Origin of the sequence: Streptomyces sp. NPDC005761, assembly GCF_040630635.1 — a bacterium.
Taxonomy (GTDB): domain Bacteria; phylum Actinomycetota; class Actinomycetes; order Streptomycetales; family Streptomycetaceae; genus Streptomyces.
Window position 1 is genome coordinate 1 of the sequence record NZ_JBEXXX010000060.1, and the last position, 23,863, is coordinate 23,863.

The 23,863-nt window shown below is 71.9% G+C and carries 14 protein-coding genes; 7 read left to right on the forward strand and 7 right to left on the reverse strand.

Features of this window, described 5'->3' with window-relative positions:
- Positions 1 to 85: 85 nt before the first annotated feature.
- Positions 86 to 736, reverse strand: a complete 651-nt coding sequence (locus ABZ434_RS33520; protein ID WP_359144993.1) for a DsbA family protein — start codon at positions 734 to 736, stop codon at positions 86 to 88.
- Positions 737 to 869: 133 nt separating this feature from the next.
- Between ABZ434_RS33520 and pepN (ABZ434_RS33525) the strand changes: the two genes are divergently transcribed.
- The 4 genes from pepN (ABZ434_RS33525) to ABZ434_RS33540 all read left to right on the forward strand — a co-directional run bounded on the left by pepN (ABZ434_RS33525) (position 870) and on the right by ABZ434_RS33540 (position 9,741).
- Positions 870 to 3,497 carry an aminopeptidase N gene (pepN, locus tag ABZ434_RS33525; protein WP_359144996.1) on the forward strand — a complete coding sequence of 876 codons (2,628 nt, stop codon included), beginning with the start codon at positions 870 to 872 and terminating at the stop codon, positions 3,495 to 3,497.
- Positions 3,498 to 3,991: 494 nt separating this feature from the next.
- Positions 3,992 to 5,059, forward strand: a complete 1,068-nt coding sequence (locus ABZ434_RS33530) for a hypothetical protein (RefSeq protein WP_359144999.1) — start codon at positions 3,992 to 3,994, stop codon at positions 5,057 to 5,059.
- A gap of 177 nt (positions 5,060 to 5,236) precedes the next feature.
- Positions 5,237 to 8,548, forward strand: a complete 3,312-nt coding sequence (locus ABZ434_RS33535; RefSeq protein ID WP_359145002.1) for a S8 family serine peptidase — start codon at positions 5,237 to 5,239, stop codon at positions 8,546 to 8,548.
- Between the two features lie 164 nt (positions 8,549 to 8,712).
- Entirely contained in the window at positions 8,713 to 9,741 is a 1,029-nt protein-coding gene (locus ABZ434_RS33540) for an aspartate-semialdehyde dehydrogenase (RefSeq protein WP_359145005.1), read from the forward strand.
- A gap of 355 nt (positions 9,742 to 10,096) precedes the next feature.
- Here the strand turns inward: ABZ434_RS33540 and ABZ434_RS33545 are convergent, their stop codons facing one another.
- A complete protein-coding gene (locus ABZ434_RS33545; RefSeq protein ID WP_359145008.1) occupies positions 10,097 to 10,597 on the reverse strand; it encodes a DUF1203 domain-containing protein in 501 nt (166 codons plus the stop codon).
- 113 nt (positions 10,598 to 10,710) lie between these two features.
- On the opposite strand from ABZ434_RS33545, the gene pepN (ABZ434_RS33550) reads away from it, so the two are divergent.
- Together pepN (ABZ434_RS33550) and ABZ434_RS33555 are read left to right on the forward strand one after the other, a co-directional pair.
- The gene (gene pepN, locus ABZ434_RS33550) at positions 10,711 to 13,287 is read left to right on the forward strand and encodes an aminopeptidase N (protein ID WP_359145011.1); all 2,577 of its coding nucleotides are present in this window, start codon (positions 10,711 to 10,713) and stop codon (positions 13,285 to 13,287) included.
- Between the two features lie 174 nt (positions 13,288 to 13,461).
- On the forward strand, positions 13,462 to 15,165 hold the full coding sequence (locus ABZ434_RS33555) for a VCBS repeat-containing protein (protein ID WP_359145014.1): 1,704 nt from the start codon (positions 13,462 to 13,464) through the stop codon (positions 15,163 to 15,165).
- 291 nt (positions 15,166 to 15,456) lie between these two features.
- Here the strand turns inward: ABZ434_RS33555 and alc are convergent, their stop codons facing one another.
- From alc to ABZ434_RS33580, 5 genes are all read right to left on the reverse strand, one after another.
- On the reverse strand, positions 15,457 to 16,596 hold the full coding sequence (gene alc / locus ABZ434_RS33560) for an allantoicase (protein WP_359145017.1): 1,140 nt from the start codon (positions 16,594 to 16,596) through the stop codon (positions 15,457 to 15,459).
- Between the two features lie 58 nt (positions 16,597 to 16,654).
- Complete coding sequence (locus tag ABZ434_RS33565) at positions 16,655 to 17,575, reverse strand: LysR substrate-binding domain-containing protein (protein ID WP_359145020.1); 921 nt, start codon at positions 17,573 to 17,575, stop codon at positions 16,655 to 16,657.
- A 161-nt stretch (positions 17,576 to 17,736) separates the two neighbouring features.
- Positions 17,737 to 17,967 (reverse strand): hypothetical protein, encoded by a 231-nt coding sequence (locus tag ABZ434_RS33570; protein WP_148018711.1) that lies wholly within the window; start codon positions 17,965 to 17,967, stop codon positions 17,737 to 17,739.
- Between the two features lie 20 nt (positions 17,968 to 17,987).
- Positions 17,988 to 20,255: a 4-alpha-glucanotransferase gene (gene malQ, locus ABZ434_RS33575; protein WP_359145024.1), complete on the reverse strand. Its 2,268-nt coding sequence runs from the start codon at positions 20,253 to 20,255 to the stop codon at positions 17,988 to 17,990.
- On the reverse strand, positions 20,256 to 20,528 hold the full coding sequence (locus tag ABZ434_RS33580) for a hypothetical protein (RefSeq protein ID WP_359145027.1): 273 nt from the start codon (positions 20,526 to 20,528) through the stop codon (positions 20,256 to 20,258). It abuts the gene before it with no gap.
- A 310-nt stretch (positions 20,529 to 20,838) separates the two neighbouring features.
- On the opposite strand from ABZ434_RS33580, the gene ABZ434_RS33585 reads away from it, so the two are divergent.
- On the forward strand, positions 20,839 to 23,838 hold the full coding sequence (locus ABZ434_RS33585) for a beta-N-acetylglucosaminidase domain-containing protein (RefSeq protein ID WP_359145030.1): 3,000 nt from the start codon (positions 20,839 to 20,841) through the stop codon (positions 23,836 to 23,838).
- Positions 23,839 to 23,863 lie beyond the last annotated feature (25 nt).

Here is a 23,863-nt window from a genome sequence, read left to right on the forward strand (position 1 = left end):
GACAAATCCCAAACAAGACAGTCGAAGACGTCAGTCAGTCGGCGAGTCAGACGCATCAGCAGAACCACCACTCACATCATCACTGTCAGTCGAAGACCGGGCCCTGCGTGCGGGTCCGCTTGATCTCGTAGAAGCCCGGGATCGACGCGACCAGCAGCGTGCCGTCCCACAGCTTCGCCGCGTCCTCGCCCTTCGGGGCGGGGGTGACGACCGGGCCGAAGAAGGCGATCTGCTCGCCGTCCGCGCCGGGGACCGCGATGACCGGGGTGCCGACGTCCTGGCCGACCTTGTCGATGCCCTCCTGGTGGGAGGCGCGGAGCTCGGTGTCGTACGCGTCGGAGTCGGCGTACTCCGCGAGCTCGACCGGCAGGCCGACGTCCTTCAGCGCGCCCTCGACCGCTTCGCGGGTGGGACCCTCGCCCTGGTTGTGGAAACGGGTGCCGAGCGCGGTGTACAGCGGGCCGACGATGTCGTCGCCGTGCTTCTGCTGGGCGGCGATCACCACGCGGACCGGGCCCCAGGCCTTGTTCTCCAGCATGTCGCGGTACTCGTCGGGCAGCTCGTCCAGCCGGTTCTCGTTGAGCACGGCCAGGCTCATCACGTGCCAGCGGACCTCGACGTCGCGGACCTTCTCCACCTCCAGCATCCAGCGGGAGGTCATCCAGGCCCAGGGACAGAGCGGGTCGAACCAGAAATCGGCGGGGGTCTTGGCGGGCACCGTGCTGTTGTCAGACATCTCTCTCCTCATGAGGACCGATCGCATGCTGTGACCGAGAACACCGCCGGACGCTCCCGCCATTCCCGAACGCGTGGCCGGACGGCGGCATGGGAGGATCAAAACATTCGAAGTGACACAAAGGAGTGTGCTCGTGCCCGGTGAGAACCTGTCCCGCGACGAGGCCCGTGAGCGGGCCGAGCTGCTGACCGTCGACGGTTACGACGTCGTGCTCGACGTCCGTTCCGCGATCGGTGGGCCCGACGGGGAGGGCGAGCAGACCTCCGGCCCGCGGACCTTCCGCTCGGTGACGACGATCCGGTTCCGCTCGGCGCGCGCCGGCGCGACGACGTTCGCCGATCTGATCGCCCCGTCCGTGAACGCGGTGACCCTGGACGGCACGGCGCTCGACCCGGCCACCGTTTTCGACGGGGTGCGCGTGACCCTGGCGGACCTGTCGGAGGGCGAGCACGTCCTGGTGGTCGACGCGCAGTGCGCGTACAGCAGGACCGGGGAGGGCATGCACCGCTTCGTCGACCCGGAGGACGGCGAGGTCTACCTCTATACGCAGTACGAGCCGGCGGACGCGCGGCGCGTCTTCGCCAACTTCGAGCAGCCCGACCTCAAGGCGCCCTTCCGCTTCCAGGTGACCGCCCCCGAGGAATGGACGGTCTGGAGCAACGGGGCCGAGGAGTCCCGCGACGGCGGGGTGTGGAGGTTCGCCGAGACGAAGCCGATCTCGACGTACATCACGGCGGTCGTCGCCGGCCCGTACCACTACGTGACCGACTCCTACAGCCGCACCTTCGCGGACGGCACGACGCTGGAGATCCCGCTCGGCGCGATGTGCCGCAAGGGGCTCGCCCGGCACTTCGACGCCGACGACGTCTTCCTGATCACCAAGCAGGGTCTGGACTTCTTCCACGACAACTTCGACTACCCGTACCCGTTCGGCAAGTACGACCAGGCGTTCGTGCCCGAGTACAACCTCGGCGCGATGGAGAACCCGGGCTGTGTCACGTTCCGCGAGGAGTACATCTTCCGCGGGAAGGTGACGCGGGCGGCGTACGAGGGCCGGGCCAACGTCATCCTCCACGAGATGGCGCACATGTGGTTCGGCGACCTCGTCACCATGCAGTGGTGGGACGACCTGTGGCTGAAGGAGTCGTTCGCCGACTTCATGGGCGTCTTCGCGATGGTGGAGTCCACCCGGTTCGAGGACGGCTGGATCACCTTCGCCAACAACCGCAAGTCCTGGGCCTACCGCGCCGACCAGCTGCCGTCCACCCACCCGATCACGGCCGACATCCGTGACCTGGAGGACGCCAAGCTGAACTTCGACGGCATCACGTACGCCAAGGGCGCCTCGGTGCTGAAACAACTGGTGGCGTACGTGGGGCGGGACGCGTTCCTGGAGGGCGCACGGCGCTACTTCAAGAAGCACGCGTACGGCAACACGCAGCTGGGCGACCTGCTGTCGGTGCTGGCCGAGACGTCCGGCCGGGACATGACCTCGTGGTCGCGCTCCTGGCTGCAGACCGCCGGTGTCAACTCGCTGACTCCGGTGGCCACCTACGACGCCGCGGGCCGGATCACCGAGCTCGCCGTCCTCCAGGAGGCGGCCGAGTCCCACCCGGAACTGCGGCCCCACCGGGTCGCGGTCGGCCTGTACCGGCGTACGCCCGAAGGCGAACTGGTGCGTTACGCCCGGGCCGAGGCGGATGTGGCGGGTCCGCGCACCGTGATCACGGAGCTGGCGGGGGCCGAGCGGCCCGAGCTGATCCTCGTCAACGACGACGACCTGACGTACTGCAAGGTCCGCTTCGACGAAGTGTCGCTGGCCACGCTCCGGGAGCACCTCGGCGACATCACGGACCCGCTCGCGCGGGCGCTGTGCTGGTCCGCGCTGTGGAGCCTCACCCGGGACGGGCTGATGCCCGCCCGTGACTTCGTCTCGCTGGTCCTGGCCTTCGCCGGCCGGGAGACCGACATCGGCGTGCTCCAGATGCTGCACACCTGGACCCGGACGGCGCTGACGCACTACGCCGCCCCGTCGTGGCGCGAGGAGGGTGGCCGGGCGTCGGCGGAAGGCGCGCTGCGCGAGCTGCGGCTCGCGGCGCCGGGCAGCGAGCCCCAGTTGGCCTGGGCCCGCTTCTTCGCCGCGGTCGCCGCCTCGGACACGGACTTCCAGCTGCTGTCCGGGCTGCTCGACGGCACGGCCCGGATCGACGGGCTCGACGTCGACCAGGAGCTCCGGTGGGCGTTCCTGTTCCCGCTGGCCTCGCACGGCGTGGCGGACGAGGCGGCCATCGGCGCCGAACTGACCCGCGACGACACGGCGTCCGGAAAGCGGCACCAGGTGCGCTGCCTGGCCTCGCGGCCGTCGGCCGCGGTCAAGGCGCAGGCGTGGGCAGGCGTCGTGGAGTCGGACGCACTGTCCAACGCGCTGGTGGAGGCCACGATCCTGGGCTTCTCGCAGTCCTCGCAGCGGGAGTTGCTGGCGCCGTACGCGGCCAGGTACTTCGAGGTGATCGAGCGCGTGTGGGCAGAGCGGTCGATCCAGATCGGGATGGCCGTGGTGAAGGGCCTGTTCCCGGCCCTTCAGGACGATCCCGCCACCCTGGCGGCGACGGACGGGTGGCTCACGGCGCACGCGGATGCGGCACCGGCGCTGCGGCGGCTGGTGCTGGAGGCCCGGGACGACCTGGCGCGGGGGCTGCGGGCTCAGGCGTGTGACGGCGGAGCGTCTGACGGCGGAGCGTCTGACGGCGGAGCCGTCTGAGGGCGATTCGGGCCGTCCGGTGTGACGCCCTCGCCGGGGTGCCGGTCACCACGGCGAGGGTTCCGTCCTCAAACGCCGGACGGGCTGGGGCCGCCGGACGGGCACAGGCGGCACGCCGGGGTGACAGTGGAGCCGTCTGAAGGCCATTCGGGGCGTCCGGTGTGACGCCCTCGCCGGGGTGCCGGTCACCACGGCGAGGGTTCCGTCCTCAAACGCCGGACGGGCTGGATGCCGCGGACGGGCTGGGGCCGCCGGACGGGCTGGATGCCACGGACGTGCCGGATGTGCTGGAGGGGCTGGATCGGGGCCGCCGAGGGCGTGCGCGTGCGGCGCTCGGGGGCGGGGGTGCGCCCCCGGTGACGGGCTCATAATCCCCGCCGGGTCCGCCCTTTTCGGCAGTCGAACGTCCGTACTTTAGGACGGCGTTGTCCTGGAATGTCGACGGGCCTGTAACAGGGGTTAAGGTCCCGGCCCCGGGCGGGATACACCGGAGCATGAACCCGAACACCCCGCTCTCCCCCTGCCCCCTCCCCGTCACCTCCGACGACCGTCAACGCGTGCTCTCCACAGCTCAGTTGAAGGGCCACGGAGTGTCCCCCGCGCAGGCCGCCGAGCAGTGCCGGACCGGCGGGCCGTGGCAGCAGCCGCTGCCCGGTGTCTTCGTCCTGCACCCGGGTCCGCTCAGCAGCCGGGAGCGGCTGCGCTCGGCACTGCTGTACGCGGGGCGCCCTGCGGCCTCCGGCCGGCGGACCGTACCGGCACAGGCCGGCGCCACGGATCCGGGGTACGGCGCGGCGATGATCACCGGGCTGGCCGCGCTCTCGCTGTACGGTTTCGCCGCCGCGCCGCCCGCCGTCTCCACGGACCGCATCGACGTACTGGTGCCCCGCATCCGCCGGCTGCGCTCGGCCCGGTACGCGCGCCTGGTGCGCAGTTCCGAGCTGCCGCGGCCGGAGCAGCTGGACGGGATCCCGGTGGCGCCGGTGGCCCGCGCGCTCGCGGACGCCGTGGCCGGGCTCGGGGACGCCCATGCCGTACGCCGGCTGCTCACCGAGGCGGTCCGCGGCGGCCACTGCGAGCCCGCCGTCGTGGTCGGCGAGTTGAACCGCGCCAAGGTGCTCGACCGCCCCCAGGTGGTGAACGCCGTGGACTCACTGCTCGCGGAGGGCCGGGCACTGGCGGAGGAGCGGCTGTACGACATGGTGCGCACGCACGCTCTCCCGGAACCGCTGTGGAACGTGGACCTGCGGTTGCCCGGCGGCCCGCACCTGGGCGCGGTCGACGCCTACTGGCCCGAGGAGGCGGTGGCCGTGGAACTGGACACCAGGGCCCCGCGCCACAGCCGGCTCGACGACGACCACCGCCAGGAGGAACACGAGGCCGAGTGGTCCGCGTACGCCGCGCGGCGCGAGCACCTGGAGCGGCTCGGCGTCACGGTCGTCCACCTCACGCCGAGGAAGCTGCGGGACACCCGGGAGCAGCAGGCGGTGGTGGTCCGGACGGCGTTGATGGCGGCGGCCGACCGCGAGCCTGCCGCGTACGTGATGATCCTGCCCCGGTGAGCCACTCCATCCACCACGTATGAGCCGTTTCATCCCCTGTGACGCTTCGCCCCCACTGGCGGAAGTCCGCCATGTCCGCAACTCGCCCCTCACAACTCTCCACAAACCCCTGTCATTTACGAAAGGGTGAGCGGTCATCCGGTACCGATTTCCGGACTCTCTCTTTCACATACAGGGATGCTGATGACCTCCGAATCCCCCAGCTACATACCCGGGGCGAGACGCGTGGCCCGCGTCGCGGCCGCCGCCGGACTGGTGGCCGCACTGGTCGCCACCGGTGCCACCCCCGTCTTCGCTGCCGACGACCCGGCCACTGCCCCCGTCAAGTCCGTCGCCGGCGACAGCGCGGCGGACAAGCTCGGCACGGCCGACGCCGATGTCCTGACCAGGGCGAAGGCCAAGGGCGAGAAGAACATCACGATGATGGTCGCCACCGCTCCCGGTGCGACCGAGCAGGTCACCGAGCAGCTGGACGCCGTCAAGGGCTCCGTGCTCGGGCGGGCGTACGACAAGCTCGGCTACGTGCGGGCCACCGTGCCCACCGCGGCCGCCGAGGCCACCATCAAGGCGGCCTCGAAGCTGTCGTCCGTCCACGGCATCGATCTCAAGCAGGAGATCGTGCTGGACGACCCGACTCCCGCGGGCGACCGCGCGGCCGGCAGCCGGACCGCGGCGAAGTCGACCACGACGTACCCCGCGCCCGGGAAGAAGACCCCGGCGGAGAACCCGTACAACCCGTCCTTCGAGACGGGTGCGGTCGACTTCGTCCAGCAGCACCCGAAGGCCGACGGCCGCGGCGTGACCATCGGCATCCTCGACTCCGGTGTCGACCTCGGCCACCCGGCGCTGCAGAAGACCACCACCGGTGAGCGCAAGATCACCGACTGGGTGACGGCCACCGACCCGGTGAGCGACGGCGACGGCACCTGGCTGCGGATGACCGCCTCGGTGACCGGTCCGGTCTTCACGATCGGAGGCCGCACCTACGCGGCACCGGCCGGCCAGTACAAGATCCAGCTCTTCTCCGAGGCCGCCACCAAGGGCGGCGACATGGCGGGCGACCTCAACCGCGACGGTGACACCACCGACGTGTGGGCCGTCCTGTACGACCCGGTCACCGGCACCACTCGGGTGGACCTGAACAACAACGCGGACTTCTCCGACGACGCCGTCCTCCTGCCCTACAAGGAGAAGCACCAGGTCTCCTACTTCGGTACGGACGACCCGCGGACCGACGTGGTGGAGCGCATCCCGTTCGTCGTGGAGACCCGCAAGAACGTCGTGTACAACGCGGCGGGCGCCACCTCCGACTACGTGAACATCGGTGTCATCGAGTCCGAGCACGGCACGCACGTCGCGGGCATCACCGCCGCGAACGGCCTGTTCGGCGGCAAGATGAACGGTGCCGCGCCCGGCGCGAAGATCGTCTCCTCGCGCGCCTGCACCTGGTCCGGCGGCTGCACCAACATCGCACTCACCGAGGGCATGATCGACCTCGTCGTGAACCGCGGAGTCGACGTCGTCAACATGTCGATCGGCGGACTGCCGCCGCTCAACGACGGCAACAACGCCCGCTCGGAGCTGTACAAGCGGCTCATCGACATCTACGGCGTCCAGCTGGTCATCTCGGCCGGTAACGACGGTCCGGGCGTCAACACCATCGGTGACCCCGGCCTCGCCGACCATGTCATCTCGGTCGGCGCGTCCATCTCCAAGGAGACCTGGGCCGCGAACTACGGCTCCGGCGTCACCAAGAAGTACGACATGCTCCCGTTCTCCTCGCGCGGCCCGCGTGAGGACGGTGGCTTCACGCCGACCCTGACGGCACCCGGCGCGTCGATCAACTCGACGCAGACCTGGCTGCCCGGCGGACCGGTCAAGGAGGCGGGTTACTCCCTCCCGGCCGGCTACTCCATGCTCCAGGGCACGTCGATGGCCTCCCCGCAGGCCGCCGGCGCGACCGCGCTGCTGCTGTCCGCCGCGAAGCAGAAGCACATCGAGCTGCCCCCGGCCGATCTGCGCACCGCGCTGACCAGCACCGCCACCCAGATCAAGGGAGTGCCCGCGCACGCCCAGGGTGCCGGTCTGATCAACATCGTCGGCGCCTGGAAGCAGATCGAGAAGCAGGGCGCCCCGGCGCACGAGTACACGGTGAAGGCCCCGGTCGACACCGCGATCGACTTCGCGCTGAAGACCCCCGGCTTCGGCACCGGTCTGTACGACCGTGAGGGCGGCCTGAAGGCCGGCCAGAAGAAGTCGTACGACGTCACGGTCACCCGCACCACGGGCCCCGACAAGGACGTCCGGCACAAGCTGTCCTGGAAGTACAACGACGGCACCTTCACGCTGACCGGCGCGAGCACCGTCTCGCTGCCGCTCGGCAAGCCGGTGACGGTCAAGGTCCAGGCGAAGCCGGGCAGCGCGGGCGTGCACAGCGCGATCCTGCAGCTCGACGACGCGAAGACCTCCGGTGTGGACCAGCAGGTCCTCGCCACGGTCGTCGTCTCCAAGGAGCTCGTGAAGCCGGGTTACGCGTACACGGCGTCCGGCTCGGTGCAGCGCAACGGCACCACGTCGTACTTCGTGACCGTGCCGGAGGGCGCCAAGACCCTCGAGGTCGCCATGAGCGCGCTGCGCTCGGGCAGCCAGACCCGCTTCATCTCCATCCACCCCTACGGGGTCGCGGTGGAGGACAGCGGAACGCCGTTCTGCTACCCGAACTACGAGAACCCGGCCAACACCTGCCGCCCCGACGTGCGCTCGTACGCCGACCCGCAGGCCGGTGTCTGGGAGATCGAGGTCGAGGCCCGGCGTACGTCGCCGCTGCTCGACAACCCGTACAAGCTGGATGTCTCGCTGCTCGGCGCGACCTTCGACCCGGCGGTGCAGACCATCGCCGAGGCAAAGATCGGCACCCCTGCCGCGGTGAACTGGACGGTCACCAACAACGCCGGTGACCTGGCGGGCAAGCTCAAGGGCGGCTCGCTGGGCTCGGCCGACGTCGAGCGTCCGTCGATGTCCACGGGCGACGAGTACGTCAAGGAGGTCACCATCGGTGCGGGCGTCGAGAAGTTCGACGTCGCCATCGGCGGCACCTCGGACGCCAACGCCGACCTGGACCTGTACGTCTACAAGGGCACGGCCGAGGTGGGTGCCTCCACCACGGCCGGTTCCGAGGAGACCGTCAGTCTGGTGAAGCCCGCAGCGGGCACGTACACGGTCGTCATCCAGGGCTACGACGTCCCGGCCGGCACGACCGAGTACGACTACCGCGACGTGTACTACTCGCCGTCGCTCGGCGCCATCAACGTCGACGAATCGAAGGCCGTGGACCTGGCCTCCGGCGCGTCGGCCCAGGTCGGTGCCGAGGTCGCGGTCGCCGGGGCGGCCCCCGAGGGCCGGCAGTTCTTCGGTGAGGTCCAGCTGGTGAACTCCCGCGGCACCGCCGCGGGCACCGGCAGCGTCGTGATCGAGAAGGTCACGCCGTAACAGCATGTGATCCGTACGACAGTGGGGCGGGCGCTCAAGGGCGTCCGCCCCACTGCGCTGTCCGCCTCCGTCCGCAGGTCGGACAATGGATTGGACAAGGAAGCCGTGGACATACGCATCATGGAGCGGCAACCGTGCCCGTTCGTACGTCTGAGGGAGTTCCTGTGAAGGTCGGAATCGTCGGCGCCACCGGTCAGGTCGGCACAGTCATGCGCAGGATCCTGGCCGAGCGGAAGTTCCCGGCCGACGAGCTGCGGCTGTTCGCCTCCGCGCGCTCGGCGGGCTCCACCATCGAGTGGCAGGGACAGGACATCACCGTCGAGGACGCCTCCACGGCCGACTACACGGGCCTGGACATCGTGCTCTTCTCGGCCGGTGGCTCGACGTCGAAGGCCCTCGCCGAGAAGGTCGCCTCGCAGGGCGCCGTCGTGATCGACAACTCCTCCGCCTGGCGCAAGGACCCCGAGGTCCCGCTGGTCGTCTCCGAGGTCAACGCGCACGCGATCGCGAACCGCCCCAAGGGCATCATCGCCAACCCGAACTGCACCACGATGGCCGCCATGCCCGTGCTGCGCCCGCTGCACGACGAGGCCGGCCTCCAGACGCTGACCGTCGCCACGTACCAGGCGGTGTCCGGCTCCGGAGTGGCCGGCGTCGCCGAGCTGCACGGCCAGGCGTCCAAGGTCGTCGCCGACGCCGACAAGCTGACCCACGACGGCGGCGCCGTCGACTTCCCCGAGCCGGGTGTCTACAAGCGCCCCATCGCCTTCAACGTGCTGCCGCTGGCCGGCGCCATCGTCGACGACGGGTCCTTCGAGACGGACGAGGAGCAGAAGCTCCGCAACGAGTCCCGCAAGATCCTGGAGATCCCGGAGCTCAAGGTGTCCGGCACCTGCGTCCGCGTCCCGGTCTTCTCCGGTCACTCGCTCCAGGTCAACGCCCGCTTCGCCCGACCGATCAGCGTGGAGCGCGCGTACGAGCTGCTGAAGGACGCGCCCGGCGTCGAGCTCTCGGAGATCCCCACCCCGCTCCAGGCAGCCGGCCAGGACGCGTCCTTCGTCGGACGGATCCGGGTCGACGAGACCGTGGAGCACGGGCTGGCGCTGTTCGTCTCCAACGACAACCTGCGCAAGGGCGCCGCGCTGAACGCGGTGCAGATCGCGGAGCTGGTCGCGGCGGAGCTCGCCGGCTGACGCCGGGGGGTGGAGGTGCGGACCGGTCCGGGCCGGTGCGGGGTGCGGTCCGGTGCGGTGTCGCTGCGGGTGCGGTGCCGCTGCGCGGAGCGGTCCCCTCCCCGCCCCTTCCCGAAACCGGGGGCAGGCCCCCGGGCCCCCTTTTGTCCTCAATCGCCGGACGGGCTCGAGGTTCCCCGTCGCGGGCTTGAGGTTCCCCGCCGCGGGCTTGAGGTTCCCCGTCGCGGGCTCGAGGTTCCTTCCCCGTCGCGGGCTTGAGGTTCACCGCGGCGGGCTCGAGGTTCCCCGTCGCGGGGCGAGATCAAGCCCCTCCGGCGATTGAGGAGCGGGGGCCGGGGCGGAGCCCCGGGGGCGCTCAGGGGCGCCGTACCTCGAAGTGCCAGCACCCGTACTCCACGGCCCGCACGTGCACCAGCGCCACCTCCGGGTCGGCGAACGCCTCCGCGATGGCCTCGTCGTAGCCCCGCTCCTCGTCCGCCGGGATCTCCATCAGCCGGCCGCCCACGATGTGGCCGTCCGCGTCGTAGCGGCGGACCGTGCGCAGCGCACCCGCCCGGGAGAACGGATACCCGGGCCGGTCCGCCGCAGGCCCCTCGCACTCCTCGGCGTGGATGAAGACAGGGCCCTGCTCGTCGTACGCCCCGGGTCGGGCCCAGGTGGCCGCCGCCCAGCGCCGCAGCGGCGCGTAGGACACGAGGGCGATCCGCTCCCCCACCTCGCTGCCCCGCAGGCAGCATCGCAGCGGGTTGCCCGCCTCCGTGGCGGTGTACGGGACGCAGGGGCGCCCCGCGTCGTCAGTGTCCCGGAGCTCTTTCAGCGCGGCCGGATCGATCGCGCGTGCCTCGTAACTGGTCATACGACGAGAATGGCCCGCCCCACCGGCACGGTCCGGCGGAAAATGGACATCGCCCTGGGGACGGGTCACGTGGAAGGATGACCGGAAACATCACATATCAAGGAGATGACCGCGTGCCTGGCACGAATCTGACCCGCGAAGAGGCACAGGAGCGGGCGCGCCTGCTGACCGTGGACGCGTACGAGATCGATCTCGACCTCTCCGGAGCGCAGGAGGGTGGGACCTACCGGTCCGTCACCACCGTGCGCTTCGACTCCGCCGAAGCCGGTGCGGAGACCTTCATCGACCTGGTCGCCCCGGCGGTGCACGAGGTCGAGCTGAACGGCAGGGCCCTGGACGTCGCGGCCGTGTTCCGCGACTCCCGGATCACGCTGGCGCACCTGGTGGCGGGCTCCAACGAGCTGAAGGTCGTCGCCGACTGCTCGTACACGAACACGGGTGAGGGCCTGCACCGCTTCGTCGACCCGGTCGACGAGCAGGCGTACCTGTACACGCAGTTCGAGGTCCCGGACGCGCGCCGCGTGTTCGCGAGCTTCGAGCAGCCGGACCTGAAGGCGACCTTCCGGTTCACCGTGAAGGCCCCGTCCGGCTGGACGGTGGTCTCCAACTCACCGACGCCGGAGCCCAAGGACGACGTGTGGTCGTTCGAGCCGACGCCGCGCATCTCCACGTACATCACCGCCCTGATCGCCGGTCCGTACCACTCGGTGCACAGCAGCTACGAGAAGGACGGCCAGACCGTCCCGCTCGGCATCTACTGCCGCCCCTCGCTCGCCGAGTACCTCGACGCGGACGCGATCTTCGACGTGACGCGGCTGGGCTTCGACTGGTTCCAGGAGAAGTTCGACTACGCGTACCCCTTCGCCAAGTACGACCAGCTCTTCGTCCCGGAGTTCAACGCGGGCGCGATGGAGAACGCGGGCGCGGTCACCATCCGTGACCAGTACGTCTTCCGTTCCAAGGTGACGGACGCGGCGTACGAGACGCGGGCCGAGACGATCCTGCACGAGCTGGCCCACATGTGGTTCGGCGACCTCGTCACCATGGAGTGGTGGAACGACCTCTGGCTGAACGAGTCGTTCGCCACCTACACGTCGATCGCCTGCCTGGCTTACGCCGACGGGTCGCAGTGGCCGCACTCCTGGACCACGTTCGCCAACTCCATGAAGACGTGGGCGTACCGCCAGGACCAGCTGCCCTCGACGCACCCGATCATGGCGGACATCCGTGACCTGGACGACGTCCTGGTCAACTTCGACGGCATCACGTACGCCAAGGGCGCCTCGGTCCTGAAGCAGCTGGTGGCGTACGTCGGTACGGACGCGTTCTTCAAGGGCGTCCAGGCCTACTTCAAGGCGCACGCGTTCGGCAACACGCGTCTGTCCGACCTGCTGGGCGCGCTGGAGGAGACCTCCGGACGCGACCTGAAGACCTGGTCGAAGGCGTGGCTGGAGACGGCCGGCATCAACATCCTGCGCCCGGAGATCGAGACGGACGCGAACGGCCACGTCACCTCGTTCACCGTCCTCCAGGAGGCACCGGCGCTGCCGGCGGGTGCGAAGGGCGAGCCGACGCTGCGGCCGCACCGGATCGCCATCGGCTTCTACGATCTCGACGGGGCCGGCAAGCTGGTCCGTACGGACCGCATCGAGCTGGACGTCGACGGCGAGCGCACCACCGTGCCGTTCCCGGCCGGCACCCCGCGTCCCGCCGTGATCCTCCTCAACGACGACGACCTCTCGTACGCGAAGGTCCGCCTCGACGAGGAGTCGCTGCGGGTCGTCACGGAGCACCTGGGCGACTTCACCGAGTCGCTGCCGCGCGCCCTGTGCTGGGCGTCGGCGTGGGACATGACGCGCGACGGCGAACTGGCCACGCGCGACTACCTCTCGCTCGTCCTGTCCGGGGTGGGCAAGGAGTCGGACATCGGCGTCGTCCAGTCGCTGCACCGTCAGGTGAAGATGGCGCTGGACCTGTACGCGGCGCCGGAGTGGCGCGAGGCGGGTCTGACCCAGTGGACCGAGGCGACGCTCGCGCACCTGCGCGCGGCGGAGCCGGGCAGCGACCACCAGCTGGCCTGGGCGCGTGCCTTCGCGGCCACGGCCCGCAACCCGCAGCAGCTCGATCTGCTGCAGGCGTTGCTCGACGGCACCGAGGCGATCGAGGGCCTGGCCGTCGACACCGAGCTGCGCTGGGCCTTCGTGGAGCGACTGGCGGCCACCGGGCTGCTCGACGACGAGGAGATCGACGCCGAGTACGCGCGCGACCGGACCGCGGCGGGCGAACGCCACGCGGCGGGCGCCCGTGCCGCCCGGCCCTCCCAGGAGGCGAAGGCGGAGGCGTGGGCCTCGGTCGTCGAGTCCGACAAGCTGCCGAACTCCCTCCAGGAGGCGGTCATCGGCGGGTTCGTCCAGACCGACCAGCGCGAGCTGCTGGCCCCGTACGCCGAGAAGTTCTTCGCCGCGGTGAAGGACGTCTGGGATTCGCGGAGCCACGAGATGGCACAGCAGGTGGCCATCGGTCTCTACCCGGCGCTCCACGTCTCGCAGGAGACCCTGGACGCCACGGACGCCTGGCTGGCCTCGGCGGAGCCGGGTGCCGCGCTGCGCCGGCTGATGTCGGAGTCGCGGTCGGGCGTGGAGCGGGCGTTGAAGGCCCGGGCCGCGGACGCCGCGGCGGCGACCGCGTAGGCGTGATCCGAGGGCGGGGGCGGGTGTCCAGGACACCCGCCCCCGCCGTGCGTCGGACCGAAGAGGCCCCGGTGAAGGCGATGTGACCTTGTGGTGTAGGTTCCGGGCACGCCATGGGGGTACCTGGCGTTGCGCGGCAGCAAGCGCTGTCGCCTTCATTCGGGGGGATGTTGCATGCGAAGAATCCTGGCCGTTTCGGGTGCGGTGGCGCTTCTTGCCACCGGCGCCCTCGCGGGGGCCGTGCCCGCCGCTGCGGCCGACTATTTCGCCTTCGAGATGGGGCGTGACTGGACGCTCATGCCCGGCGAGGGCCGGGCCGAGATCGGTCCGACCGGGTGGTACGACGAGGCCGACGGAACCATGGTCTACGCCCTGAGCAAGAAGCAGCTGAACGACCCGGCCTGGGCCGCCGGGGGTGTGCCCGCGGGGCTGGAGGTCTCGCTCGACCCGGACTGCAAAAAGGCGAGCACCGTCGGCGTCTATCTCTGTGACGCCCACGGCAGTGTCTCCTATCCGGAGGTCTCGGCGACGGCCACGGCCGCACACGGCACCACGGCCTATGTGGGGCTGGCGTACGCGCCGGAGGGCAGCAACGTCGACAAGGCGGTCAAGGAGGCCCAGACCGCGGCGACGTTCTCCGAGGACGGTCTGCACGCCGCCCGCACCATCACGGTCAAGTCGGCCGAGCACGTCGCGCAGAACACGCTCGCGTTGAACACGCCGACGCTGAAGGCGGGCGACTCGGTCACCCAGTCGATCACCGTGCACGCGGTGGACGCGGGGCATCTCTCGATCACGTTCGACCCGTCGGAGGGCCAGCGCGGCTGGGAGGAGTCCGAGGCCGACATCACGATCGACTCGGTCTCGCGAGGCGACAACACGACCTGTGACCACACACTGGGATCGGTGGCGTACGGCGGAGAGGTCCGCTGCGATGTCACGCCGGGCGATGTCACGGTCGAGTACACGCTGACCGCCGGCGCGAAGGTGGCGGCGTGGAAGGTCGCCGCCTCCGCGGTGTACGAGGTCTACAACTGGGGCACCCACAACCCCGAGACGTCGAGCCAGTTCGCGATCGACAGCCCGTACCCGGTCAGGCCGCACCACCTGCTCCTGGCCCGTGGCAAGGACGGGCTGCTCCGCTCCCACTACGGGACCGGCAGCGCCTCACAGCCCTTCCGGGACTTCCAGGATGTCATCGGCCGCGGCTGGAACATCTACAACCAGCTCACCAAGCTCGCCCCCGTCACCGTGCAGGCGGGCGGCGGCGGCCTGGTGGGCCGCGACACGTCCGGTGTGCTGTGGCACTACCGCACGACCGGCGACTGGAACACCCTGGCGGGGCGGACCAAGGTCGGTGGCGGCTGGAACGCCTACAACAAGCTGGCGGGTGTCACGGACGTGACGGCCGACGGCAAGGCTGACCTGCTGGCCCGCGACTCCTCGGGTGTGCTCTGGCTCTACAAGGGCACCGGCACCAACACGGCCCCGTTCGCCGCGCGGACGAAGGTCGGCGCCGGCTGGAGCGTCTACAACGAGCTGACCGGCGCGGGTGACGTGACGGGCGACGGCAGGGCGGATCTGCTGGCCCGCGACGCCTCGGGTGTGCTCTGGCTGTACAAGGGCACGGGCAAGGCGGCGACGCCGTTCGCTGCCCGGACCAGGGTCGGCGGTGGCTGGAGTGCGTACCGCTCGATGTCCTCCCCCGGCGACCTGACTGACGACGGCAGGGCCGACCTGGTCGTCCAGGACAAGTCCGGCGTGCTGTGGCTGTACCGGGCAACGGGCAGCGCGACGGCTCCGTACGCGGCGCGCGTCAAGGTCACCTCCGGCGCGGGCGAGACGTCGACGATCAGCGGGTACAACACCCTGCTCTGACGGGCTCGCGGGACACTGCTGAGGGCCCGGACCGGCGTGCGAAGCCGGTCCGGGCCCTCTCACGTGGCGGGGTGCCTGGTGAACCACCCGGCGAACGGGGCGCGGGGCTCAGCCGTTCGCCGGGCGGTGGTCGTGGGGCCTGCTAGGGCCTGTCGTCACACTGCCGTCGTCGTCCGAAGGGCGGCCGCGCGGCGTCAGGTGCGTGCTCTCGGCGTGCTAGGGCCTCTCGTTTGGGTCATGCCGGGCTCGCGGGCCCCGGCCCCTGATCCGGCCTGATCCAAACGAGAGACCCTAGGCGCCCGACTCCTCGTAGCGGCGGGCCAGTCCGGCCGTGCCGGACTCCGTCAGCGAGCCGTGCAGGCGCATCCGGGCCACTCCGCCGTCGGGGAAGGCGTCGAGGCGGACATGGGTCACCACGGCCTGGGCGCGGAGCGGGAATCGGTGCAGGGTGTCGGGCTGGAGCCTGGTGCGCGGGATGATCTCGGACCACTCGCCCGTCTCGCCGTTGCGGCCCTGGAGGGCGATCCAGCCGGCCGCGTTGCCCTTGAGGTAGGCCGTGTCGATCTCGACCGCGCGGACCGCGCCCTGGGCGGGCAGCCGGAACCGGACCCAGTCGTTGGTGCCGCGGACGCGGCGGCGGCGGTTCTCCCAGCCGTCGTCCATCTTGCGGGACGTGCCGGGCAGGATGATCTGGGTCGGCGAGGAGTAGAAGCGGTCCGAGGCGTCCTCACAACTGCCGCCGTTCAGGACCGAGATCAGGTCGAACGTGCCGAGCGTCGCGAGCCAGGAGGGGTCGGGGAGCACCTCGCCGTGCACGCGGAGGCGGGCGATGCCGCCGTCGGGGTGCTGGCAGAGGCGCAGGTGCGTGTAACGGCGTCCGCCGGTGATCTCGAAGCCGTTGGCGGCGTGACCGCGTACGGGGGTCGGGGGGATGATCTCCTCCCACTTCACGTCGTCGGCGAGGAGTTCGGCGGGGCCGGGCGAGCCCGCGACGGAGGCCGCCTGGACCGAGACGCGCTGCGGGTAGTTGCCGCGGAAGTGCGCGGTGTCGACGACGATGCCGCGGATGATGCCGGGGGCGCCGAGCCGGATCAGGGCCCAGTCGTGCTCGTCCGGGGCGGGGAACGGGTGGGCGGCGTCCGCGCCGCGTCGGCGGCGTGTCTCCCAGCCGTCCATGATCTTGCCCTTGTGCCCGAAGTGCTCGGGATCGAAGGCGGCGCGCTCCCGGACGAGGAGGTTCTCGCGCTGGGCGAAGAACTCGTCGTTGGCGGCGATCACGCCCGCGCCGAGCCGGCGGTCGGCGAGGTCGACGAGTCCGGTGAAGGGGAGGTCGGTGGTGCGGTAGTCGGCGTACGGGTCACCGCCGCCGTACGGAGCCGCGTCGTTGGCGTGGGGGTCCTCGTGGTGGTTCTCATTCTGTTCGAAGGTCATGCGTTCACTGTCGTACGACGGGAGCCGTTAGGTCCATCGAATGTTTTCGCATAAATCGTTAAGGAGAGTTGAACGGTTGTGCCGCGTCGCGCAACGCCGTCAGTACCCGGGCCACCGCCGGGCCGCCCTCGGCCCCCTGCCGGACCGCGGCCACCACGTGGCGGCGGGGCCGGTCCGCTTCGAGGGCCCGCATCACCACACCCTCGCGGCCCTGCCGCTCCGCCGACGCCATGCGCGGGATCAGCGCGATGCCCATGCCTGCCTCGACCATGGCGAGGATCGCGGTCCAGCCGGAGGCGCTGTGCGCCTGCTCCGGTACGAAGCCCGCCGACTCGCACGCGGCCGTGGTGATCTCCGACCAGGGACCCGAGCCGCCGAAGATCCACGGCTCGGCGGACAGGTCCGCGAGCCGCAGCCCGGGTGCGGCGGCGAGCCGGTGGCCGGCCGGCAGGGCCACGTCCAGCGGGTCCGCGAGCAGCGGCAGTACGGCGAACCGGGGATCGCGGGCGGTCGGGGCGTGCGCAGCCAGTGAGAGGGCCAGATCCGCCTCGCCCGCGACGAGGAGTTCGTACGCCTGCGCCGCCTCGGCCTCCCGGACCCGCACGTCCGGCCCCGGGCGGTCCTCGTCGCGCAGCGCCTGCACGGCCGGCACGACCAGGGCGGGCACGGCGGTGGCGAACGCAGCGATCCGCACCTCGCCCGCCTCACCGTGCAGATAACCGGTCAGTTCGGCGTCGGCACGCTCCAGTTGGGCGAAGACCGCCTCGGCATGCCGCAGCACCAGATGGGCGGCGTCGGTCAGACGGACGCGCCGGCCCTGTGCCTCCAGCAGGGGCACGCCGAGCTGCCTGGAGAGATTGGAGAGCTGCTGGGAGACGGCCGACGGGGTCATGAGCAGCGCCTCGGCGGCCGCGGTGACGGTGCCCAGGTCGCGCAGGGTGCGCAGGATGCGGAGCTTCTTGACGTCCCACTCGGTCATGGCCGCAACCTACCGGCCGTGCGCAGGGCCGCTCCCGGTCCCGGGCCGCGGCGCGACGGGCGCGCGGGCCGCGGCCGGGGTTCGCGTCCGGGTCCGGACGTGCGAATGCGCCGCGCGGTACCTCGGTACCGGCGGCGCACCCGGGATGTCCGGAGTGGGGACTAGGCCTGCTTCTTGGACTTGTCGAGGACCATGACCAGGCCCGCGATGACCGCGAACAGGGCGAGGGGCGCCACGACGAACAGGCCGATCGTGTCGATCACGCTCAGGCCCGGACCCGGGTCGTCACCGTCGTCGCGGGTGAGCGCGAGCGCGGGGGACGACATCAGCAGCATCATCAGCGTCGTTCCGGCAGCGACGGCGCCGGCGCGCATAGCGTTCTTCTTGTCCACGGTGCAAACGTAGCGAACGCCTACGAGGGCCGCGCGCCCGGGGGTGCCGTACGGGTCCTCAAAGGCTCCTGGCGTGGTCTGAGGACGTCCATCAGCCGGTGCAGCCGGGGTGAGGCGGCAAGTTCCTCGAGGGTGACCGGGTGGCCCGCTGCGTCGGCGATGGGCAACCTCCAGTTGGGGTACTCGTCCCAGGTGCCCGGCAGGTTCTGCGGGCGTCGGTCGCCGATGGTGTCGGGGAGCCAGACTCCGGCCATGCGGGCGGGGGTGCGCAGCAGGAAGCGGTGGACGGCGCGGACGGCGGCCTCCTCGTCGTCGCCGCCCTCGGGCAGCATCCCCAGGCGGGAGAGCAGGCCGAGCCACTCGGCCGTGTCGGTTCCGTCCTCGGTGCGCTCCTCGTCCAGCGGCCGGGTGAGCAGGCCGAGGCGGTGGCGCAGCGTCACATGGTCGCCGGTCAGCCGGGCGGCGGTGGACGGCAGGTCGTGGGTGGTGGCGGTGGCCAGGCAGTCCTCGCGCCACTCCTCGGGGGCGAGCGGGCGGCCCGTGCCCGACCAGTCGCGCTCGAACCAGAGCACGGAGGTGCCGAGGACACCGCGGCGGGCGAGAGCCTCCCGGACGCCCGGTTCCACGGTGCCGAGGTCCTCCCCTATGACGACGGTGCCGGCGCGGTGAGCCTCCAGGACGAGGACGGCGAGCATCGCCTCCGCGTCGTGACTGACGTAGGTGCCTTCGGTGGGCGGCCGCCCCTCGGGCACCCACCAGAGGCGGAACAGGCCCATGACGTGGTCGATGCGCAGGGCTCCGGCGTGCGCGAGGAGCCCGCGCAGCAGTCCCCGGTACGGGGCGTAGCCGGAAGCGGCGAGGGCGTCGGGTCTCCAGGGCGGCAGCCCCCAGTCCTGACCGCGGGCGTTGAAAGCGTCCGGGGGCGCGCCGACGGACATGCCGTGCGCGAAGGCGTCCTGCTGGGCCCAGGTGTCGGCGCCGCCGGGGTGCACACCCACGGCGAGGTCGTGGACGATTCCGACGCCCATCCCGGCGTCCTCGGCGGCGCGCTGGGCGGCGGCGAGCTGAGCGTCGGTCAGCCAGGCCAGGCGGCAGTGGTGGTCGACCCGGTCCAGCAGTTCGGCGCGGGCGCGGGCGGTCTCCTTGGAACGGGGGTCGCGCAGGCCGGGCGGCCAGGTGTGCCAGTCGGAGCCGTGCACCTCGGCCAGGGCGCACCACAGGGCGTGGTCCTCCAGGGCCCGGCCCTGCTGGGCGAGGAAGTCGCAGTAGGCGGCGCGGCGGCCGGGCGTGAGGGGTACGCCGACGAGGATGTCGAGGGCCTGCCGCTTGAGCGCCCAGACGGCGTCCCGGTCGATCAGGGCGCCCTTGTTCAGCACGGCCTCGCTGAGCTCCCCGGCGCGGCGGCGCAGGTCGTCGAGGGCGGCCGGGTCGGACGCGTGCCCGTACTCGGGGACGGACTCGATCCGCAGGTGCACCGGGTCGGGGAAGCGCCGCGAGGACGGGCGGTAGGGCGAGGGGTCGGTGGGCGTACCGAGGACCGCGGCGTGCAGCGGGTTGACCTGGACGAAGCCGGCGCCGAGGCAGCGCCCGGACCAGGAGGCGAGGTCGGCGAGGTCGCCGAGGTCCCCCATGCCCCAGGAGCGGGCGGAGAGCAGGGAGTAGAGCTGGACGAGGAAGCCGTGGCTGCGCCCGGGCGGCTGCGGGACCCGGGCAGGGGCGACCACGAGCGTGCAGGTCTCCCTCACCGGTGCGTCAGGACCGGCCCCCCGGCCCTCGGCACCCGGTGCCCGGACGGTCAGCCGGTGCACCCCCAACGGCGGCTCGGCCCACCAGCCGGGCACGGCGCGGGGCGGGAGCGCCCCACTCGGCGCGGGGGCGTCGCCCGACGGTCCGGCGGGCGCTTCGGCGGGGCCTTCGGCCGCCCGGACGGCACCCGCTCGGGATTCGGCCGGAACCGTACCCCCGGCGGGGACGCGCATCGGGGCCGGCGGCACAGCGGCGGGCTCCTCCGGACGGATCGTCAGCTCCGTGCCGGGCGGCAGCGCGGTCAGGGCCGGGGGCAGCGGCTCCCCGGTCCACACCACCAGCGTGGCCGGGAGCAGCCGGGAGCCGGCCGCGGACTCGGCGGCGGCGAGTGCCTCCCGTACCGCGTCGGGCGTGGTGGCGTCGACACCGAGCGCGGCGAGCACCGCGACGACCGTGCCCTCGGGGACGGGCACCGTGACATCGGCGGACGGGGAGAAGGAGGTGGCGACGCCGTGCAGTGCGGCGAGCCGGGACAAGCCCATTCAGACTCCTGGGGACTCCATGCCCCGAGCGCTGCCGGAAGAAGCCGGCTCGCTGGTCAGCGGGGCGAGGACGGCGAGCGGGGGTTCGCTGGTCAGAGGTGTGGCATCGGCGAGCGGGGGCTCGCTGGTCAGGGGTATGGCGTCGGCCAGCGGGGCTTCGCTCGTGAGCGGGCCGGGCGTGCCGGGGGTGGCCGGGAGCGCGCTGATGAGCGGGGCGGGACCCGGTACCTGTTTGGACAGGGCGGAGAGCAGAAGCTGCGCTGCGGCGGGCATGGTGGCCTCCTGGCCGTGGGGAACAGGACACAGCAGACCTACCCAACGGGCGGGGCCGCAGACGTAGGCGTTACGACAACGACTTCAACGTGCTCCGGGTCACATTCCGTTCCCCGAAGGCCCGTTCTCCGCAAGACGTCCGCCGGTTTCGGCCATTCGGCGCCGTCTTTCGCGTGCGCCGACGACCGTCCCAGCCTCCTCACCGCGAGTACCATTTCGGGCATTTAACCCACAGCGACCACGCGCATTGACACCCTCGCGCGCGGGTGGTGGGCTCGGGGCCCACCGGTGGGCGCGAGGGGAGACAGGCATGCAGTTCAGGCGCAGGAAGCACGCGACGGCGGTCGCCGTGGCCGTGCTCGGCGGACTGCTCTCCGCGGGGGCCCCCGCCGCCGTCGCCGCCCCCTCACCTCCCGGCGCCCCCGCCGTCACCACACCGGACCGCACCGACGACGCCGCGCCGCCTGCCGTGTGGCCGCGACCGCAGAGCATCAAGGCGTCCGGGTCCTCGGTCCCGCTCTCCGGCGAGGTGACGCTCGTCGCCGACGGCGGAGCCGATCCGTACGCGGTCGAGGCGCTCCGCACCGTGCTGCGCGACGCGGGCGTGCGGTCCGTCCACGAGTCGCTGCCCGGCAGCGGACCCGTCATCCGGTTCGGCGGCGCCGGCGCCGAGGACGCGCTGCGCTCGCTGCGCGCGTCCGAGCGCGCCGATCTCCCGTCCGGCGGCTACCGCATCGCGGTCGGCCGGGTCGCGGGCCGGGACACCGTCGCCGTGGACGGCGTCGGCGACGACGGCCTGTTCCACGCCGTGCAGACGCTGCGTCAGCTGACCGGGGGCGGCCGGATCGCCGGCGTCACCGTCCGGGACTGGCCGGCCGGTGCCGTACGCGGGATGACCGAGGGCTTCTACGGTCAGCCCTGGTCCCAGCAGGAACGGCTCGCGCAGCTGGGCTTCATGGGCCGCACCAAGCAGAACCGCTACCTCTACGCGGCCGGCGACGACCCGTACCGGCAGGCCCGCTGGCGCGATCCCTACCCCGCCGAGCGTCGTGCCGAATTCCGCGCGCTGGCCGAGCGGGCCGCCGCCGAGCATGTGACGCTCGGCTGGGCCGTCGCTCCGGGGCAGTCCATGTGCCTGTCGTCGGACCGCGACGTGAAGGCGCTGACGAAGAAGATCGACGCGATGTGGGCCCTCGGAGTGCGGGTCTTCCAGGTGCAGTTCCAGGACGTCAGCTACAGCGAGTGGCACTGTTCGGCCGACGCCGACACCTTCGGCAGCGGCCCGCAGGCGGCGGCCAGGGCGCAGGCCCGGGTCGTGAGCGCGGTGGCGCGGCATCTCGCGGAGCGCCATCCGGGCTCCGCGCCGCTGTCCATGATGCCGACGGAGTTCTACCAGGACGGGGCGACGGACTACCGCACCGCGCTCGCCGGGGAGCTCGACGAGCGGGTGCAGGTCGCCTGGACCGGGGTCGGGGTCGTACCGAGGACCATCACCGGCGGCGAACTGGCCGGCGCCCGCACGACGTTCCGTCATCCGCTGGTCACGATGGACAACTACCCGGTCAACGACTACGCGCAGGACCGGATCTTCCTGGGCCCGTACACCGGCCGGGACCCGGCGGTCGCCATCGGTTCGGCGGCGCTGCTGGCCAATGCGATGGAGCAGCCGTCCGCGTCCCGGATCCCGCTGTTCACCGCCGCCGACTTCGCCTGGAATCCCAAGGGGTACCAGCCGCAGGAGTCCTGGCAGGCGGCCATGGACGATCTCGCGGGCGGCGACGCCCGCGGCGGGGACGCGCTGCGCGCACTGGCGGGCAACAGCGCGGGGTCCGTCCTGGGCGGTGACGAATCGGCTTACCTGCGGCCGTTGTTCACCGCGTTCTGGAATTCCCGTACGGCCGACGGCGCCCGGGCGCGCGACGAGGCGGCGCGCCGGCTGCGGGCCGCGTTCACCGTGATGCGCGAGACCCCCCAGCGGCTGGCCGGGCTGGCCGACGGGCGACTCGACGCCGAAGTGCGCCCGTGGAGCGAGCAGTTGGCCCGCTACGGCCGGGCGGGCGAGCTGGCCGTCGATCTGCTCCAGGCCCAGGCGCGCGACGACGGGGCGGGCGCCTGGGAGGCCTCGCTGGCCCTGGAACCCGCGCTGAAGGCCGTGAAGACGGGCGGCGCGACGGTCGGCAAGGGGGTGCTCGGCCCGTTCCTCGACCGGGTACGCAAGGAGGCCGACGCCTGGACCGGTTCGGACCGCGACAACGGCACGGTGACCGAGGCCCCGGGCAGCTACACCCTCCGCTTCGGCCGGGCACGCCCGTTGGAGGCCGTCACCGCGATGACGGTGCCCGGCGACGACGCGGCGGCGTCGGGCGCCACGGTCCAGGCCCATGTGCCGGGCGAGGGCTGGCGGAGCCTCGGCGCCCTGTCGGCGCGGGGCTGGACCCAGTCACCGGGCCAGGGCGTGCGGGCGGACGCGGTCCGGATCAGCTGGCCGACCGCCACCCCGGCCGTCACCGGCGCCCCGCCTCTGATCATCCCTCCGCTCGCGGGCACCGCCCCCTCTGCCGGAACGGCCCCCCGGGTGCGCTCGCTGGTGCCGTGGTTCGGCGACGAACCCGCCGCCCGGCTCGATCTCGCACGCGGGGAGACGGACGCCGAGATCGGCGGCAAGCCGCTGCGGGTCGAGGCGCGGCTCTCCGCCCGCCGCCCGGCCGAGGTGCACGGCGCGCTCACCGCGAAGGCGCCCAAGGGCATCAAGGTGCGCGTGCCGAAGCGGACGACCGTGCCACGCGGTTCCCGTACCGAGGTGCCCGTGGAGATCACCGTCCCCGAGGGCACCCCCGCGGGCGAGTACGCGGTGCCGTTCTCCTTCGGCACCGAGGAGACCACCCTCACCGTCCGCGCCTTCCCGCGCACCGCGGGCCCCGATCTGGTGCGCACGGCCACCGCGTCCTCGTCCGGCGACGAGACGGCGGACTTCCCGGCGGCCGCCGCCTCGGACGGCGATCCGAGGACCCGCTGGTCCTCGCCGCCCGAGGACGGTGCCTGGTGGCAGGCCGAACTCCCGGCCCCGGCCAGGATCGGGCAGGTGGTGCTGGACTGGCAGGACGCGTACGCCTCCCGCTACCGCGTGCAGGTCTCCGCCGACGGGCGCACCTGGCGCACTGCGGCCACCGTCCGCAACGGCGGAGGCGGGCACGAATCCGTCCGGATGGACGCGAAGGACACCCGCTTCATCAGGGTCCAGGGCGACGGGCGAGCGACCGAGTACGGCTACTCACTGTGGTCCGTCCAGGCCTACGCCGTGGCGGAGTAGCCGACCGACGGCGAGCGCGAGGAGC